Source organism: Streptomyces sp. Alt3 (assembly GCF_030719215.1).
Taxonomy (GTDB): Bacteria; Actinomycetota; Actinomycetes; order Streptomycetales; family Streptomycetaceae; genus Streptomyces; species Streptomyces glycanivorans.
Genome location: NZ_CP120983.1, coordinates 4,456,165 through 4,473,112 on the forward strand (window position 1 = coordinate 4,456,165; position 16,948 = coordinate 4,473,112).

The 16,948-nt window shown below is 71.0% G+C and carries 16 protein-coding genes; 10 read left to right on the forward strand and 6 right to left on the reverse strand.

Annotated elements, in window-relative coordinates:
* Nucleotides 1-24: 24 nt before the first annotated feature.
* Both P8A20_RS19630 and P8A20_RS19635 read left to right on the forward strand, forming a co-directional pair.
* Complete coding sequence (locus P8A20_RS19630; RefSeq protein WP_306103949.1) at nucleotides 25-1,197, forward strand: DUF2786 domain-containing protein; 1,173 nt, start codon at nucleotides 25-27, stop codon at nucleotides 1,195-1,197.
* 55 nt (nucleotides 1,198-1,252) lie between these two features.
* Nucleotides 1,253-3,337: an FUSC family protein gene (locus P8A20_RS19635; RefSeq protein WP_306103950.1), complete on the forward strand. Its 2,085-nt coding sequence runs from the start codon at nucleotides 1,253-1,255 to the stop codon at nucleotides 3,335-3,337.
* An 11-nt stretch (nucleotides 3,338-3,348) separates the two neighbouring features.
* On the opposite strand, the gene P8A20_RS19640 is transcribed toward P8A20_RS19635, so the two are convergent.
* Nucleotides 3,349-3,846 carry a hypothetical protein gene (locus tag P8A20_RS19640; protein ID WP_147958826.1) on the reverse strand — a complete coding sequence of 166 codons (498 nt, stop codon included), beginning with the start codon at nucleotides 3,844-3,846 and terminating at the stop codon, nucleotides 3,349-3,351.
* Between the two features lie 272 nt (nucleotides 3,847-4,118).
* On the opposite strand from P8A20_RS19640, the gene P8A20_RS19645 reads away from it, so the two are divergent.
* A complete protein-coding gene (locus P8A20_RS19645) occupies nucleotides 4,119-4,361 on the forward strand; it encodes a DUF397 domain-containing protein (RefSeq protein WP_014155487.1) in 243 nt (80 codons plus the stop codon).
* 59 nt (nucleotides 4,362-4,420) lie between these two features.
* Here P8A20_RS19645 and P8A20_RS19650 read toward each other — a convergent pair whose 3' ends face one another.
* Nucleotides 4,421-4,957: an ATP-binding protein gene (locus P8A20_RS19650; RefSeq protein WP_147958827.1), complete on the reverse strand. Its 537-nt coding sequence runs from the start codon at nucleotides 4,955-4,957 to the stop codon at nucleotides 4,421-4,423.
* A 339-nt stretch (nucleotides 4,958-5,296) separates the two neighbouring features.
* On the opposite strand from P8A20_RS19650, the gene P8A20_RS19655 reads away from it, so the two are divergent.
* The 6 genes from P8A20_RS19655 (at nucleotide 5,297) to P8A20_RS19680 (ending at nucleotide 10,861) form a co-directional block, all read left to right on the forward strand.
* Nucleotides 5,297-6,181: a Sco1979 family transcriptional regulator gene (locus P8A20_RS19655; protein ID WP_147958828.1), complete on the forward strand. Its 885-nt coding sequence runs from the start codon at nucleotides 5,297-5,299 to the stop codon at nucleotides 6,179-6,181.
* A 55-nt stretch (nucleotides 6,182-6,236) separates the two neighbouring features.
* Nucleotides 6,237-7,694, forward strand: coding sequence for an aldehyde dehydrogenase family protein (locus tag P8A20_RS19660; RefSeq protein ID WP_147958829.1), 1,458 nt, complete (start codon nucleotides 6,237-6,239; stop codon nucleotides 7,692-7,694).
* Nucleotides 7,695-7,790: 96 nt separating this feature from the next.
* Complete coding sequence (locus tag P8A20_RS19665; RefSeq protein WP_147958830.1) at nucleotides 7,791-8,345, forward strand: DinB family protein; 555 nt, start codon at nucleotides 7,791-7,793, stop codon at nucleotides 8,343-8,345.
* An 18-nt stretch (nucleotides 8,346-8,363) separates the two neighbouring features.
* The gene (locus P8A20_RS19670) at nucleotides 8,364-9,005 is read left to right on the forward strand and encodes a PadR family transcriptional regulator (RefSeq protein ID WP_306103951.1); all 642 of its coding nucleotides are present in this window, start codon (nucleotides 8,364-8,366) and stop codon (nucleotides 9,003-9,005) included.
* Nucleotides 9,006-9,089: 84 nt separating this feature from the next.
* On the forward strand, nucleotides 9,090-10,058 hold the full coding sequence (locus tag P8A20_RS19675) for an ATP-binding cassette domain-containing protein (RefSeq protein WP_306103952.1): 969 nt from the start codon (nucleotides 9,090-9,092) through the stop codon (nucleotides 10,056-10,058).
* Nucleotides 10,055-10,861, forward strand: coding sequence for an ABC transporter permease (locus tag P8A20_RS19680; protein ID WP_306103953.1), 807 nt, complete (start codon nucleotides 10,055-10,057; stop codon nucleotides 10,859-10,861). Before P8A20_RS19675 ends, P8A20_RS19680 begins: the two co-directional genes overlap by 4 nt.
* A gap of 15 nt (nucleotides 10,862-10,876) precedes the next feature.
* On the opposite strand, the gene gad is transcribed toward P8A20_RS19680, so the two are convergent.
* The 3 genes from gad to P8A20_RS19695 are packed head-to-tail and all read right to left on the reverse strand — an operon-like array spanning nucleotide 10,877 to nucleotide 13,363.
* On the reverse strand, nucleotides 10,877-12,301 hold the full coding sequence (gene gad, locus P8A20_RS19685; protein WP_306103954.1) for a glutamate decarboxylase: 1,425 nt from the start codon (nucleotides 12,299-12,301) through the stop codon (nucleotides 10,877-10,879).
* Nucleotides 12,302-12,315: 14 nt separating this feature from the next.
* Nucleotides 12,316-12,939 (reverse strand): NAD(P)H:quinone oxidoreductase type IV, encoded by a 624-nt coding sequence (gene wrbA, locus P8A20_RS19690; RefSeq protein WP_147958833.1) that lies wholly within the window; start codon nucleotides 12,937-12,939, stop codon nucleotides 12,316-12,318.
* Nucleotides 12,940-12,997: 58 nt separating this feature from the next.
* Nucleotides 12,998-13,363: a YbjQ family protein gene (locus tag P8A20_RS19695; protein ID WP_147958835.1), complete on the reverse strand. Its 366-nt coding sequence runs from the start codon at nucleotides 13,361-13,363 to the stop codon at nucleotides 12,998-13,000.
* Nucleotides 13,364-13,512: 149 nt separating this feature from the next.
* On the opposite strand from P8A20_RS19695, the gene P8A20_RS19700 reads away from it, so the two are divergent.
* Entirely contained in the window at nucleotides 13,513-15,000 is a 1,488-nt protein-coding gene (locus tag P8A20_RS19700; RefSeq protein ID WP_147958836.1) for a DedA family protein, read from the forward strand.
* A 63-nt stretch (nucleotides 15,001-15,063) separates the two neighbouring features.
* On the opposite strand, the gene P8A20_RS19705 is transcribed toward P8A20_RS19700, so the two are convergent.
* Nucleotides 15,064-16,776 carry a threonine/serine exporter family protein gene (locus P8A20_RS19705; protein ID WP_147958837.1) on the reverse strand — a complete coding sequence of 571 codons (1,713 nt, stop codon included), beginning with the start codon at nucleotides 16,774-16,776 and terminating at the stop codon, nucleotides 15,064-15,066.
* Between the last annotated feature and the right edge of the window lie 172 nt (nucleotides 16,777-16,948).

The following is a 16,948-nucleotide window of genomic DNA, read 5'->3' on the forward strand; positions in this document are numbered from 1 at the left end:
CGTCCTGCCGCCTACGCTGGCCCGATGGAATCGGTGATCGACCGGGCGTGCGCCGCGGCCCTGTACTCGGACGGCGACGCGGGCCTGGACACCGGCGCCTCCCTCCTCGCCGCCGACCCGTCCGCCGACGAGGAGTTGCACCGCCGTGGCGAGGAGTTCGTCCGGCGCGCCTGGGCCCGTGGCTGGCAGCCCGCCGACGTCGTACGGACGGTCCGGCGGGAGCTGGACGAGGCCGGGGCCGCCCTCGCCGCCGCCCTGATCGCGGCGGAGACGGCGGGGTACGGGCAGTTGCCCCCTCGCTGGGCGGACCAGCTGGCCGCGATGCCCGCCTCTGCCCCGCGCAACCGCCCCGACCGCTTCACGTACGCCTCCGCGCTCCTGGAGCTGTACCGGCTGCTCCTGCGGCTCCCGGTCATCGAGCCGGCAGGCCCGCCGCCCGGCACGCAGTCCGACGCCACGACGTTCCGGCCGCCGGCCGCCGGTGAACCCCGCATGCTGACCAGGATCCGGGCGCTGCTCGCCAAGGCGGAGGCGACCGGTTTCCCGGAGGAGGCCGAGGCGCTCACCACCAAGGCCCAGGAGCTGATGGCCCGGCACAGCATCGACGAGGCGCTCCTCGCCGCGCGCACGCACAGCGCCGACGTGCCGGGAGCGGTCAGGATCGGGGTCGACGCCCCGTACGAGAGCGCGAAGGCCGTCCTGCTCGACGCCGTGGCCTCGGCGAACCGCTGCCGTGCCGTGTGGAACAGTGACCTCGGTTTCACGACGGTGGTCGGCTTCGAGCCGGACCTGGAGTCCGTGGAGCTGCTCTTCACCTCCCTGCTCGTCCAGGGCAACGCCGCGATGACGAAGGCGGAGGCGGGGCAGCGGGCCGGCGGACGCAGGCGGACCAAGACGTTCAGGCAGTCCTTCCTGATGGCCTACGCCCAGCGCCTGGGCAGCCGTCTCGCGGCGGACACCGCGCGGGTCACCGCCGCGGCGGGCGCGGAGGCCGGCAGCCGCGCCGAGACCACCGGGGCGCTGCTGCCGGTCCTGGCGGCGCGGGACGTGGCGGTCACCGACACGGCTGAGCGGATGTTCCCGAGGACCACCACGACCCGGCTGCGCGGGGCGACCGATCTCGAAGGATGGACGCACGGCACGGCTGCGGCGGACCGGGCCAGGATGGGCGGCGAAGGTCCGGGAATCAGCCGTTAGATCGTCAGTGCGGCATAAGTCCGGACTTGTGGGTGAATCCGGCTAGGCTCTGCCCATGAGCTGGCTCAGGGCGCTGAGGGAGACGGCCCGCTCGGGGCTGGAGATCGAGCGGCGGCGTCTCGAACCGCTCATCGCGGTGCGCGGCGCCGCGGGCCTCGCCCTCGTCGTCGGGGTGAGCCTGGCGCTGTTCGGACCGGTGATCGCCGCCGGCTCCGCGTTCGGCGCGTTCCAGGCCGCCATCGCCACCTTCCAGCGCAGCTGGCGGCCCCGGCCCGTTCTCGCCCTGGTCTCCGGGGTCAGCCTGGCCGTGTCGACGTTCGTCGGCTACGTCACCGTCTCCCACACCCTGCTCTTCCTCGCCCTGCTGGTCCTCTGGACGTTCGCCGCCGGGATGAGCTGGGCGGCGGGGCCCACGGGCGGCATCATCGCGGGCTCCAACGTCTCGATCATGCTGGTCACGATCACCCTGCCGACCTCCGTCCTCGACGCCGCCGCCCACGCCGGGATGATGGCGTTCGGCGGGTTCGTCCAGGCGGCGCTGATCGTCCTGTTCCCGGTCCGCAGATGGGGCGCCCAGCGTGACGCGCTCGCCGACGCCCTGGCCGGCGTGGCCGACTACGCCCGCAGACTGCGGAACGACCCGGTCGCGCCCTTCGACCCCGTCCCGCTGATGACCGCGCGCAACGCCGCCGCCGTCACCCCGCGCCAGGCCCGCAGACGTCCCGCCGACCTGCACGGCGCGCGCGGGGTCGCCGAACGCCTGCGGCCGGTCCTCGCCTCGCTCGCGGATCCCGCCCTGGGGGTCCCGGCCGAGGGCCCCGAGCGGTACTGGGTGTGGGAGATCCTCGGCGCCGCGGGGTCCCTGCTCGACTCCGCGGCCCGGGCGGTACGCCACGGGGACCCGGTCCAGCTGGACGAGACGGCACTCTCGGTGCTGAAGTCCCCCGACACCGAGGTCATCCTCACCGGCCCGCCCCGCCGGGCCGCCGACCGGCTCGTCTCACTGCTGGCCGACGTCATCGAGATCGCCGAGGGCACCGGTACGGACGACCGGACACCGGGGGAGCCGCTCGTCCCGCACCGACGCCGGCCCACCCTCCTGCGGCTCGTCCCCGTCGTCCAGCGCTCCATGCGCCGCGAGATGCGCCGCGGGTCGACGATCCTGCGCCACGCCGTCCGGGTGTCGGCGGTGGCCGCGGCGGGCTACCTCCTGGGGGCCGTGCTGCCCTTCGGCCACGGCTACTGGGCACCGATGACCGCCGTGATGGTGATGCGCCCGGAGTTCACCCAGACGTACTCGCGGTCCGTGGCCCGTTTCATGGGCACCGTGGTCGGTGTCGCCGTCGCCACCGGAATCGTGCAGGCCGCACACCCGAACGCGGAGCTCTCCGCCCTGCTCGCCGTCGTCAGCGCCGGGCTGATGTACCTGCTCATGCGCACCGGGTACGCGGTCAGCCAGGTCTGTGTCTCCGCCTACGTCGTCTTCCTGCTCGGCATGGCGGGCGACGACTGGTCGCAGACCGTGCCCGAACGGGTGGTGCTGACCCTCATCGGCGGACTCCTCGCGATGGTGGCGTACGCCATCTACCCGGCCTGGGAGACCCCGCGGCTGCGTGACCGGCTCGCCGCCTGGGTGGTCACGGACGGGCGCTACGCGGCCACCGTGCTCGACCGGTACGCCGACCCCGCCTCCCGGAGCCTGGAGGACGTGCGCACCGCCCTCCTCACCACCCGGGAGGCACGCGTCGCCTGGCAGGAGGCGCTCGAGACGGCCCGGCACGAACCGGTACGCCACCGGGGCATCTCCCGGACCTCCGCAGCGGACGCCCAGGACGCGCTCGCCCAGTTCGGCAGGGTCGCCATGCTCATGGAGGCCCACCTCCCCGCCGCCTCGGCGACCCCCGTCCCCGAGGCCGCAGGGCTGGCCGACGCGCTGCGCCGGGCCACCGAGGAGGGCGCGAAGGCGGTACGGGAGCGCCGCATCCCGGACTGGGGCCCGGTCAGGGAAGCGCTGGAGCCCCGGGACGCCGCCCCGGGGCAGCCGCCGCCCGACTCCTTCGTACGCAACGGGGCCACCCTGCTGCTCCGCGCCCTGGACGACTTCTCGCAGGCGCTGGAGATCGGCAGCGGGCGGGCGTAGGGGCCCGGGCGTCAGGAGGCGGAGGGCTCCGGCCGGACCGTCGGCAGATCGGAGGGGTCGGTCAGGGTCAGGATGTCCTCGGCCCCCGCCTCCCAGGAGACGACGATCTTCCTGCCGTCGTTCGACTCGACGGACCCCATGGTGCGGTCGGTGTTCCCGTCGAGGCACTTCAGCGCGAGCATCACCGAACCCATGTCCTTCACCTCGCCCTGGCAGATGTGCACGCCGGCGGAGAGCGCCACTCTGCCCGAGGTGACCGACAGGGCGACGGGCAGGCCGTCGGTACTGCCCGTCCAGGTGCCCTTCAGCGCCTCGGCCGCCGCTCCACCCGCCGTGCCGTCCTCGCCGTCCGTGCCCCTGCCGGTGCCGGAGGGCGAGGCGGGCAGGGAGGCCGCGTCGGTGGCCGGGGCCTTCTTCGCGGCGGGGCCGTCACCGCCGCAGGCGCTCAGCGCGAGCACGGCGACAAGACCGGTGGCGGCGAGAGCACCGGAGCGCAGGAGCCTGTCCAATGGAGTTCCCCTCGTCGATTCATGGCCGAAAGACCGCGTCAAGCTACCAGGCGGGAACAAACAACTCTGTTGATCGGGAGCCGAATTGGCGCGCCGTTCGTCTGTTCCTCACAGAGGTGGGGAATCGGTGGGCCGGTGGGCGGGCAACAGACGGGAAAGCTGTAATCGTGCGCGCACCCCGCGTGCACGTGCATCTGCTCATGCATTGGCATTTGAACACAGCTATGATCCGAGCTAGTTGACACTTGCACCTTGCAACTCGGGAGCGTCCTGTGCACGACGTGTACAACGGCATGGCGGCCACAGAGCTTCGCGGGGTCGTCTGGCAGAAGAGCAGGCACAGCAACTCACAAGGATCATGTGTGGAGTTCGCGAAACTGCCCGGCGGAAATGTCGCGATGCGCAACTCGCGCCACCCCGACGGGCCCGCGCTGGTCTACACGCCGGCCGAGATAGAGGCGCTGCTGCTGGGCGTCAAGGACGGGGAGTTCGACCACCTGGCCACCGGCGGCTGAACGCAGGGGCGCCCCGGCGGCCCGGCCGCGCGCCGTGGCGCGCCCGGGCGTGCGTCGTGCTACCGGCGGTCGGGGAGTGCGTCGACCGTGAGCGGATACTCCGGCGCGGGGTGGTCCGTCAGCCGGAACAGGGCCCAGACCACCTTGCCGAGTCCGTCGGCCGCCTTGTCCCCGGCCGGGACGGGGGAGGGGTGCCAGCCCCAGCTGTCACTGAACGACTCGACGAGGAACAGGCCGCGCCCGGACTCGGCGGAGTCGGGTGCCTCGCCCGTGACCGGTCCCTTACGGCTGGGATCGCGCACCGCGCACACCAGGCGCGAGGTCCAGCGCATGAGGTGCAGGCGCACGGAGGTGTCCTGGCGTTCCCGGGAGGTGTCGGTCGGAAGGGCGTGCCGCAGCGCGTTGGTGACCAGCTCGGACACGACCAGGGCCACGTCGTCGAAGTGGTCGCCCAGATCCCACGAGGTCAGGGTCGTGCGGGTGAATTTCCGTGCCCCGCCCACCGCTTCGTACCGGGCGGGCAGCGCGCAGGAGGCCGAGCCGGCGACCGCCGAGGGGTCGATGGGGGGAAGCCCCTGCCGTAACGGCTCGAGCATCGTCGATCCATTCGTCCCCATGCGAGGCACTCCCGGGATTCGCGGCTGTAGCGGCACTGCTTCTGGCGGGCACTGCGGGTACAGCGGCACAACACGAACGAGCACGCAGGTGCGCGAGGACCATGGTTCCGAATGCGCAGGGCAGATGCAAGGGCAGATGCACGTGCACGCGCGTGATCTGCCCGGTAGCGTGCCGGTTCGGACTCATTTCTTCCGCTTCATAGTTTTGAAGCTTTCGGAAAGTCTTCCCGTCTCTGTAATCGAATGAGTACGGGCTGAAGCGTTTTGGTGGCAGAATCCGCCTCCGGGGTTCGGGGGAGCTCCGGAGTACGGGAAGCGATGGGGAGGGTCGGTAAGCCGGTGACGGCAGGCGAGTCGAGTGGTTCTGTGGTGCGGCGCATCCTCCTGGGCTCACAGCTCAGGCGCCTGCGCGAGTCGCGCGGCATCACCCGTGAGGCGGCCGGCTACTCCATCCGCGCCTCCGAATCGAAGATCAGCCGCATGGAGTTGGGACGGGTGAGCTTCAAGGCCAGGGACGTCGAGGACCTGCTCACGCTGTACGGAGTCACGGACGAGGCGGAGCGGGATTCGCTCCTCGGCCTGGCCCGTGAGGCCAATGTGGCGGGCTGGTGGCACAGCTACGGCGATGTGCTGCCCGGCTGGTTCCAGACATATATCGGTCTGGAGGGCGCTGCGTCGCTCATCCGGATCTACGAAGTCCAGTTCGTCCACGGTCTGTTGCAGACCGAGGCGTACGCCCATGCCGTCGTCACCCGGGGGATGCCCGGTGCGCCGGCCGCCGAGATCGACCGCAGGGTCGCGCTGCGGCTGGCGCGGCAGAAGGCGCTCGTCTCCGAGCGCGCTCCCCGCTTCCACGCCGTGCTGGACGAGGCGGCACTCCGCCGTCCCTACGGCGGGCGTGAAGTGATGCGTGCTCAATTGCGGCACCTGATCGACATGTCGGAGCAGCCGAATATCACTCTCCAGGTGATGCCCTTCAGCTTCGGCGGTCATGCCGGGGAGAGCGGGTCATTCACGATGCTGCGTTTCCCGGAATCCGATCTGTCGGACATCGTCTATCTGGAGCAGCTGACAAGTGCGCTCTATCTGGACAAGGCGGAAGAAGTCGCCCAGTACGAAAAGGCCATGGTCCGGCTCCACGAGGACAGCCCGGGTCCCGAGGAGAGCCGGGATCTTCTCCGAGGACTCCTTCAACTCACCTGATTCGCCAGTACGATGACTTATCCGACAGGAGTCTGCGCCTGCAGTAAGGGATTGCATGTCCTTCCCCAGTGAACTGGCCCGCCAGTACATCGACGGCGAGTGGCTGACCGGCAACGGTGCGTGGGACATCATCGATATCAATCCCTACAACGGCGAGAAACTCTGCTCGGTGACCGTGGCCACCGCGGCGGAAGTCGATCTGGCCTACCGGGCCGCCGAACGCGCGCAGCGGAAATGGGCGACGACCGGTTCCTACGACCGGCGGGCCGTTCTGGAGAACGCCGTGCGGATCGTCGGGGAACGCGGCGCCGAAATCGTCGAGCTCATCATCGACGAGCTCGGCGGTACCAGGCCGAGGGCCGAATACGAGGTGCGTGCCGCGCAGGAGTTCCTGCGCGAGGCGGCCGGTCAGGCGACGCGGCCCACGGCCGGTCTGCTGCCCTCGGTCGCCGACGGCAAGGAGAACCGGGTCTACCGGCTGCCCGTCGGGGTCGTCGGAGTGATCAGCGCCTTCAACTTCCCCTTCCTGGTCACGATGAAGACCGTCGCCCCCGCGCTCGCGCTCGGCAACGCGGTCGTGGTGAAGCCCCATCAGAACGCGCCGGTCGCCGGAGGGGGGCTGGTCGCCCGGATCTTCGAGGACGCGGGGCTTCCGGCCGGGCTCCTCAACGTCCTCGTCACCGACAGTGCGGAGATCGGCGACTCCTTCATCGAGCACCCGGTGCCCAAGGTGATCTCGTTCACCGGCTCGGACCGGGTGGGCCGTCATGTCGCCGCGGTCGCCGCCGGGCTGTTCAAGCGGACCATCCTCGAACTGAGCGGCAACAGCGCCCTGGTCGTGCTGGAGGACGCCGACCTCGGCCATGCGGTCCGGGCGGCCGTCTACAGCCGCTTCCTGTTCCAGGGGCAGGTCAGCATGGCCGCCAACCGCATCCTGGTGGACCGGTCCGTCGAGAAGGAGTTCACCGATCGGTTCACCGCCGCGGTGTCCGCCCTGGTGGCGGGGGACCCACGCGACCCGGACACCCGTATCGGTCCTGTCATCAGTGCCTTCCAGGCCGAGGCGCTCACCGCGCTGGTCGACGGGGCGATCGAGGCCGGTGCCACCGCGCTCGTGCGGGGGCGCACCCGCGGAAATCTCGTCGAGCCGACCGTGCTGACCGGGCTGCCCGAGGGGTCGCCGCTGTTGTCGGAGGAGATCTTCGGCCCCGTGGCGCTGCTCGTGCCGTTCGACGGGGAGGACGAGGCCCTGCGCATCGTCAACGACAGCCCCTACGGGCTGAGCGGCGCGGTGCACACAGCGGACGCGGAGCGCGGCGTGCGGTTCGCCCGGCGCGTCACCGGCGGGATGTTCCACGTGAACGGTCCGACCGTGCAGGACGATCCGGCGGTCGCCTTCGGAGGCGAGAAGAGTTCCGGCATGGGACGGCTGAACGGCGAGGCGGCCGTGGAGGCGTTCACGACCCGCAAGTGGATATCGGTGCAGCACGGGCGAACGGTGTTCCCCTTCTGACGGGGCCGGATCGAGGCCAGGACCTGACCTGATGGGTTCGTATGGTGACGGTGCAAGCACGCAGGCAGTCGTCACGTCCGGCCGAAGGAAGACATCATGGTCACGCACGTTCCCGCAGAGGCTCCCGGCGACGAGCGGGGTGTACTCCTCGCCTTCGTCGAGGCGCAGCGCGGCGCGATCCGGCGCTCCGTCCTCGGGCTCACCGAGGAGCAGGCGGCGACCCGCCCCGGCGTGAGCGGGCTCTCGCTCTCCGGACTGCTCAAGCACGTCGCCGAGGGGGAGCTGAACTGGCTGCGGATGGCCCAGCGGCGCCCGAACGACAAGGAGCGGGACGCGGACACGTGGGCCGACGGATTCCGGCTCGTGGGTGACGAGACCGTCCCGCAGATGCTCGAGTTCTGGGCGAAGGTCGCCGCGGAGACCGAGGCGTTCATCCGGCATGACGTCAGGAGCATGGACGACACCTTCCCGTTGCCTCCCGCGCCCTGGTTCCCCGAGGACGGGCACTGCTCCATGCGCTGGCTGCTGATCCACCTCGTCGAGGAGGCCGGCCGTCACGCGGGCCATGCCGACATCCTCCGCGAGACGCTGGACGGCCGGACGGCCCTCCAACTGGTGGCGGAGGAGGCGGGCTACTCTGGTCAAAGTTGAGTACAAAGGGTGGGTGGTATGTCGGCGATCCGTCTCCTCGTCCTGGGGGCCGTGCGCCAGCACGGCCGCGCGCACGGTTATCAGGTGCGCAACGACCTGGAGTACTGGGGCGCCCACGAGTGGTCCAGCGCCAAGCCGGGATCGATCTACCACGCGCTCAAGCAGATGGCGAAGCAGGGACTGCTCCTCGCCCATGAGGTCGCCCCGTCCACGGCCGGCGGGCCGCCCCGCACCGAGTACGAGATGACGGACCTCGGCGACCAGGAGTTCTTCACCCTCCTGCGGGCCTCTCTGGCGTCGCACGACCAGGGCGTGGACGTGCTCTCGGCCGCCATCGGCTTCATCGTCGATCTCGAGCGGGGCGAGGCGGTGGCGCTCCTGCGGGAGCGCGTCGCGGCCATCGAGGGCTGGCGGGCCTCGGTCACGGAGCACTACACGCCCTCGGAGGGCCCGGAGTCCCTCGGGCACATCGGTGAGGTCATGAACATGTGGGTCCACTCGGCCGACGCGGGTGCCGAGTGGACGCGCGGCCTGATCGCCCGCCTCGAAGCGGGGGCGTACACCTTCGCGGGTGAGGGCGATCCCTTCGTCGGGGTGCTCGCCGAAGGGCAGGAGAACCCCTACGCCACCGGAGTGCCCGATCCCGGGGATGCTCACTAATCAAGTTTGATCAAAGAGGTCGGCGGGTCTATCTTCGCCTCACTAGTCAAGTTTGACTATGTGGCTGAGAGGCTGGTGAGCACGGTGAGCGACGCAATCGTCGTCGAGGGAGTGCACAAGCGGTACGGAGAGAAGCGCGCCCTCGACGGCCTCGGCTTCGCCGTCCGCAGGGGGACGGTCCACGGCGTGCTCGGCCCCAACGGGGCGGGCAAGACCACCGCCGTCCGGGTGCTGACGACGCTGCTGCGGTACGACGGCGGCCGCGCGGAGGTGGCGGGATTCGACGTACGGACCCAGGCCGCCGAGGTCAGGCGGCGGATCGGACTGCTGGGTCAGCACGCGGCTGTGGACGAGAAGCTCGGCGGCAGGCAGAACCTGGAGATGTTCGGTCGGCTGTACCACCTGGGAGCCCGGAGAGCTGGTCTGCGGGCCGGTGAACTGCTGGAGCGTTTCGGGCTCGCGGACACCGGACGCAAGGCGGTCGAGCGGTACAGCGGAGGCATGCGGCGCCGCCTCGACCTGGCCGCGTCCCTGATCACCGACCCGGAGGTGCTCTTCCTGGACGAACCCACCACCGGCCTGGACCCGCGGGGGCGCGCCGAGGTGTGGAACGCGGTGCGGTCCCTGACGGCGGGCGGCACCACGGTCCTGCTGACCACGCAGTACCTGGAGGAGGCGGACCAGCTGGCCGACCGCATCTCGGTCGTCGACGGCGGCCGGGTCATCGCCGAGGGAACGGCCGACCGGCTCAAGACGATGGTCGGCGGGGACCGCATCGACGTGGTGCTCCGGGACACGGACCGGCTCGGTGAGGCGGCCGTACTGCTCGGCGAGGGGGTGACCGTGGACGTGGACCGGCGTTTGCTCGGCGCACCCGCTCCGGACCGTATGCGGGCCCTGACCCGGACCGTACGGGCGCTGGAGGAGGCGGGGATCGAGGCGGAGGACATCGCGGTGCGCCGGCCCACGCTGGACGAGGTGTTCCTGTCCCTCACCGGGGCCGGGCACGACAGCGGGGGCCGGGCGTCCGCGGACACGGAGGTGGCGGTATGAGTACGACGACGGCGGGACCGGGACGCATCGGCTGGGCGCTGGCCGACTCCTGGACGATGACCCGGCGCGAACTGGCGCACTGGGCGCGCCAGCCGGTGCAGGTGGTCGTCGGCCTGGTCTTCCCGGTGATGCTCCTCCTGATGTTCAACTACCTGGTCGGCGGTGGCCGGGGGGTCGACGGGGACAACACGGAGTTCCTGGTGCCCGGCATGCTCGCGCTCACCATGGCCTTCGGGCTGGAGGGCACGATGCTGGCCGTCACCCAGGACCTGAACAAGGGGGTCGTCGACCGGTTCCGCTCCATGCCGATGGTCTCGGGCGCCGTCCTGGTCGGGCGGAGCATCGCGGACATGCTCCAGTCGGTGGCCGCGCTCGCCGTGATGACCGGAGTCGGATACGCCCTCGGCTGGCGCTGGCACAACGGCACGGCCGCCGCCCTGGGGGCGCTGGGGCTGCTGCTCCTGCTGCGGTTCGCGATGCTGTGGATCGGCATCCAGCTCGCGATGGTGGCGGGCAGACCGGAGATGGTGCAGGCCGTGCAGATCCTGGTCTGGCCGGTGGGCTTCCTCTCCAACGTCTTCGCGTCACCCGAGTCCATGCCGGGTCCGCTGGGCGCGGCCGTCGAGTGGAACCCGATGTCGGCCACGGCGACGGCGGTACGCGGGCTGTTCGGCAACCCGGGCGGAACCTCCGGTTCCTGGGCTGCCGAACACGCCGAACTCCTCGCCGTCCTCTGGCCGGTGGCCCTGATCGCGGTGTTCTTCCCGCTGGCGGTGCGGAGGTTCGCACGGCTCAGCCGCTGACCCCGTTCCCGGGGTTCAGTGGTGGAACGCCGTCTGGACCCCGGGCTCGCGGTGCAACGGATGCGGCTGGGCGCGCAGTTCGGGCAGCAGCCCGCGCAGGTCGTCCAGCAGCAGCTCCGCGAGATCCGAGGAGAAGCCGTTGCGGCAGACGACCCGCAGCACCGAGAGGTCCTGGCGGTTGGCGGGGAAGGTGTACGCGGGCACCAGCCAGCCGCGCTCCCGCAGCCGCCTCGACACGTCGAAGACGTCGTACGCCCGCACGTCGGGCTTCGTCGTCACCGCGAACACCGGAAGCTCGTCGCCGTGGGTCAGGAGCCTGAAGTCCTCCAGGGCCTCGAACTCCACGGCGAGCCGGCGCGCGATGTCCCGGGATGCCTGCTGCACGGCCCGGTAGCCCTCCCTGCCCAGCCGCAGGAACGTGTAGTACTGCGCCACCACCTGCGCGCCGGGCCGGGAGAAGTTCAGCGCGAAGGTCGGCATGTCGCCGCCCAGGTAGTTGACCCGGAAGACCAGCTCCTCGGGCAGCTCGGCCGGTGAGCGCCACAGGGCCCAGCCCACACCCGGGTAGACCAGACCGTACTTGTGCCCGGAGGTGTTGATCGAGGACACCCGGGGCAGCCGGAAGTCCCAGACCAGGTCCGGGTCGAGGAACGGGGCGACCATCGCCCCGGACGCGCCGTCCACATGGACCGGGATGTCGAGTCCGGTGCGTTCCTGGAGGTCGTCCAGCGCCGCGCAGAGATCGGCGATCGGCTCGTAGGAACCGTCGAAGGTGGAGCCGAGGATCCCGACGACGCCGATGGTGTTCTCGTCGCACAGCTCCGCGGCCGCCTGCGGGTCCAGGTGGAAACGCTCACCGTCCATCGGGACCTGGCGCGGCTCCACCTCCCAGAACGTGCAGAACTTCTCCCAGCAGACCTGCACGTTGACGCCCATCACCAGGTTGGGCCGTGCCGTCGCCGGATAACGGTCCGCGTTCCTCGACGACCAGCGCCGCTTCAGCGCCATGCCCGCGAGCATGCAGGCCTCGCTGGAGCCCGTCGTCGAGCAGCCCACCGTGGACGCCGGATCGGGCGCGTTCCAGAGGTCGGCGAGCATCGCCACACAGCGCCGCTCCAGCTCGGCGGTGCGGGGGTACTCGTCCTTGTCGATCATGTTCTTGTCCCGGCACTCGCCCATCAGCACACCGGCCTGGGGCTCCATCCAGGTGGTGACGAAGGTGGCGAGGTTGAGCCGGGAGTTCCCGTCGAGCATCAGCTCGTCGTGGACGAGCCGGTAGGCGGTCGACGGCGGCAGCGGGTCGTCCGGGAGCCGGTGCGTCGGTGGTGCCGCGACCATCGGCGCGGTCGGGTCCGCCTCCCCGAAGAACGGGTTGAGGGCGAGTCTGCGGTGTTCCTCGGACGGGGCGGGCCTGCCGTGCCGTCCCTGGTGGAGTGCCATCGTGAGCCGTCTCCTCAGTGCTCTGCCGCGAGTCCGGCCTTGACGGCCCGGGTGAACTTCACGACACGCTCGGCCTGGACCCGCGCGGCGGTCAGGGTCTGCTCGCCGACCGGGATGTCGCCCTGGCCGGAGACGTGCGAGGTGCCGTACGGGTTGCCGTCGACGAACTTCGAGGGGTCCGTGTAGCCGGGAGGCACCAGGATTCCGCCGAAGTGGTACATCGTGTTGTACAGCGCCAGCAGGGTGGACTCCTGTCCGCCGTGGGCGGTGCTGCTGGCGGTGAAGCCGCTGTAGACCTTGTCGGCGAGCTGCCCCGCCTGCCAGAGCCCTCCCAGTGTGTCGAGGAACTGCTTGAGCTGGGCCGTGACGTTTCCGTACCGGGTCGGCGTACCGAAGATCACCGCGTCCGCCCAGACCATGTCGTCCGGCGAGACCTCGGGGATGTCGGCGGTCGCCCGGGCGTGCTCCGCCCAGGCGGGATTGGAGTCGATCGCCGCCTGGGGAGCGAGCTCGGCGGCCTTGCGCAGACGCACATGCGCTCCGGCGCTCTCGACGTACCCGGCCATGGCCTTGGCGATCGTGGAGATCGTGCCGGTGGAGGAGTAGTAGATGACGGCGACGTTGACGGACGTGGGCATGCGGGGGCCTCCGGGGGGTGGACGGGGAAACGGACGGCGAGGGGGAGAGGAGGGCGGATCAGGACGGGCTGATCACGGCGGCCGTGCCGTAGGCGCAGACCTCGGTGCCCACGTCCGCCGCCTCGCTCACGTCGAAGCGCATCATCAGCACCGCGTTCGCTCCGCGGGCCCTGGCCTGGTCGACGAGCCGTTCCATCGCCTGGTTGCGGGTCTCGACCAGCGTCTTGGTCAGCCCCTTGAGCTCACCGCCGATCATCGACTTCAGACCGGCACCGATCTGGCTGCCGAGGTGGCGGGAGCGGACCGTGAGTCCGAACACCTCGCCGATGACCTCGGTCACCTGGTGGCCGGGAACGTCGTTCGTGGTGACGACCAGGACGTCCGCCCGGGCCGTCTGTCCGCCGCCGTAGTCCTCAATGCCCATGATGTGGCACCTCCTGCGGAAAGCTTTGCCCCGGTTCGTTCCGTGCGCATCCTCGCTTACGCCAGTGGAACCCAGGCGTCCGTCGCAGCGTTGATAGCTTGGGGCGGCCACGCAGCCGCGCACACCGACCAACCCTGGAGCCCGGACCCTTGAATACGCTTGCGCTCGGCCCGAGCTGGCTGGACCCGGATTATCTGCTCAACACCTTCGGGCTGCCCGGCCTCCTGCTCATCGTGTTCGCCGAGTCCGGACTGCTGATCGGGTTCTTCCTGCCCGGCGACTCCCTGTTGTTCACCACGGGCCTCCTGGTGACGACGGGCGACCTCAAATACCCCCTGTGGCTGGTCTGCGTCCTGGTCGCCCTGGCGGCGATCATCGGCGACCAGGTCGGCTACCTCTTCGGCCGCAAGGTGGGGCCGGCCCTCTTCAAGCGCCCGGACTCCCGGCTCTTCAAGCAGGAGAACGTCGAGAAGGCCCACGAGTTCTTCGAGAAGTACGGCCCGAAGTCGCTGGTGCTGGCCCGCTTCGTGCCCATCGTCCGGACGTTCACGCCGATCATCGCCGGTGTGAGCCGGATGGACTACCGCTCCTTCATCACGTTCAACATCATCGGCGGCATCCTCTGGGGCGTCGGCGTGACGCTGCTCGGGGCGGCCCTCGGCAAGATCGACTTCGTGCACGAGAACATCGAGATGATCCTCATCCTGATCGTGCTGATCTCCGTGGTGCCGATCCTGATCGAGTTCCTGCGCGCCCGGAGCAAGTCCAAGAAGGAAGGCGCAGCGCAGCAGGGCGACGACCACGGCCCCTCGGACGGCGGACCCGCGGCCGGCCCCCACGGCGGAACGGACGAGGACGGCCAGGGCCCTGCCGCCCACCAGTACACGGGCGACCGGGCCGCCCCGTACGGCGGCGGCGCGTACGGCAGCCAGTACGGCAGCACCGACCAGGGCGCCCAGTACGGCGACAGCGGGTACGGCGGCGGCCAGGCGGACCAGTACGGCCAGGGCGGAAGGCAGCAGGCAGGCGGCCAGTACGGCGGCCAGGACACCCCGTACGGCGGTCAGTACGCCGGCAGCCAGGGTGCCCAGTACTCCGGCGGTCAGTTCGGCGCGCCGGGCCAGGGCGGTCAATACGGCGCGCCGGGCCAGGGCGGACAGTACGGCGCCCCGGACCAGGGCGGACAGTACGGCGCCCCGGACCAGGGCGGTCAGCACGGCGCGCCTCAGGGGCAGTACGGCGGCGGCCAGTACGTGGCCGGTCAGGGCGGCCAGTACGGCGGTCAGTACGCCGGCGGCCAGGGTGCCCAGTACGACGGAGGCCAGTACGGCGCCCCGGACCAGGGCGGCCAGTACGGCGCCCCGGACCAGGGCGGACAGTACGGCGCCCCGGACCAGGGCGGACAGTACGGCGCCCCTCAGGGGCAGTACGACGGAGGCCAGCACGGCGGCGGTCAGTACGAGGCCGGTCAGGGTGGCCAGTACGGCGCCGGACACGACGGCCGGTACGCGAACGGCCGGCCCGGTCGCCCCGGTGAGTACACCGACGGCGACCCGTACGGTGACCGGCCCGCGGCCCGCCCGGGCGACGGCCAGGAGGACGACCCGGGTCGGTACGGCTGGCAGGACAGGCGCTGACCCACCGCGCACGCACGGACGGCGCCCCTGTCCCCACGCGGGGACAGGGGCGCCGTCCGTCCGTCAGAAGCCGCGCGTTCGCTTGGCCGCCCGGCGGGACGCGCCCTCGACCGCGCCCGGCACCCGCATGAACAGCCGGGAGATCTCGCTTCCCAGGTTCACCCCGATGGCGATCGCCAGCGCCGTGGCGACAGCCGTGAAGAGCGAGGTGAGGCCGGTGTCCACCTCGTTCTGCGCGACACCCAGCAGTCCGAAGTAGGTCGCCGAACCCGGCAGCAGCGGGCCGATCGCGGCCGTGATGTACGGCAGCGACGAGGTGTAGCGGTAGCGCGAGAACAACTGGCCGAAGAGCCCCACGAGGCCGGCCGCGACCGCCGTCGCCGCGACCGGCGAGATCTTGCCCGTGCTCGCCATCGCCCCGTAGATGATCCAGGCCACGCCCCCGTTGAGGGTCACCGCGAGCACGGTGGAGCGCTCCTGCTGGAGCAGGATGGCGAAGGCCAGCGTCAGGGTCATCGAGACCAGGATCTGGAGCACCGGCCGGTCGTTGGGTTCGAAGCGCGCTTCCGGATTGAGTTCGGCGCCGAGCTGGACCCCCAGATAGAGCATCAGCAGCACGCCCGCCACGATGCCGATGAAGAAGTACATGACCTCCAGGAGCCGGGCCCCCGCGGTGAGGTAGTAGCCGGTCAGGCCGTCCTGCACCCCGGCGACGAGGGCCCGCCCGGGCAACAGCGCGAACAGCCCACCGGTGATCACCGCGGAGGGCCGCACATCGGTCGAGTGGGTGAGGGTCAGGGCGATGCCCATCGCGGCGGGGGGCATGGCCGCCGCCGCGAACTGGTAGAACTCGGGCAGCCCGCGCCCGGCGCAGAGCCAGGCCAGCCGGTCGCCGAGCATCGCGCCCGCCGCCGCCACGAGGAAGACCAGCACACCACCACCGACCAGCACCGATGCCGAGCCCGCGAGCAGGCCGGCGGCGGCCGTCAGCACCCAGCCCGGATACGGGTGGCGGTTACGCCGGATCTCCGCCAGTCGCCGGTAGGCCTCCTCCAGCGACACCTCGACGTGTTCCGCCGAGGTGATGTCGTCGATCAGCCCGAACACGGCCGCCAGCCGGGTGTAGTCGGTGCCGCGCCGGCGCACCGTACGGCTGGCCGTGATGGGGTCGTCCACCAGCGACGGCTGGTACGAGATGGACAGCAGCGTGAAGGTGACCGTCGGCTCGGAGCGGTCGAGCCCGTACGAACGCGTCACGGCGAACATGGCCGCCTCGACGTCCTCGGCGCCCTCGCCACCCGCGAGCAGCAGCTCACCGATACGGAGCGTCAGGTCGAGCACGCGCGGTACCGCGGGCCCCGCGTCGTCGGTCTTCTGCACGCTCTCGGGTGCCGGCCGCTCGAACACGGGCATCCGGAGCATCGTGCGCATCCGGTCCTGCCAGGGGGCCTCCTTGGTCAGCCGGACCATCGGAATGCCGTGCGCCGGGGTGAACGCGGGCTGCTGCTGCGCGTTGTACCCGCTCGGCGGGACGAAGGCGGACGACAGGGAATCAGGCCCCGAGCCCTGCCCCGACCCGGAAGCGGAACCCTGCCCCTGGCCCGAAGCCGCCGACGGATCGTTGTGCAGGCCGGCCGGAAGAGCGAATTCCGATGTGGGGTGGTCGTCCTCCGGGGGAGCCGTCGGCTGATCGAGCCCGGCGGGCGGGACGAACGCGCTGTGCGCCTCGTCGGACTGGGGCTTCTGGTCCTCGGGACCGCCCTGTTCCGCCACCACTCGACCTCGTTCCTCCTCGACCGCTCGTCACGGGAGCGCTTCTGCCCAGTATGGGCACGGACATGGGCACCACACGCAACGGGCGGCGCACCGGTGAAGGTGCGCCGCCCGTTGTCCGTACGGTCAGCTGGGCCGGTCGGCCCCATGTACCGCGATCCACGCCGTCCCGCCG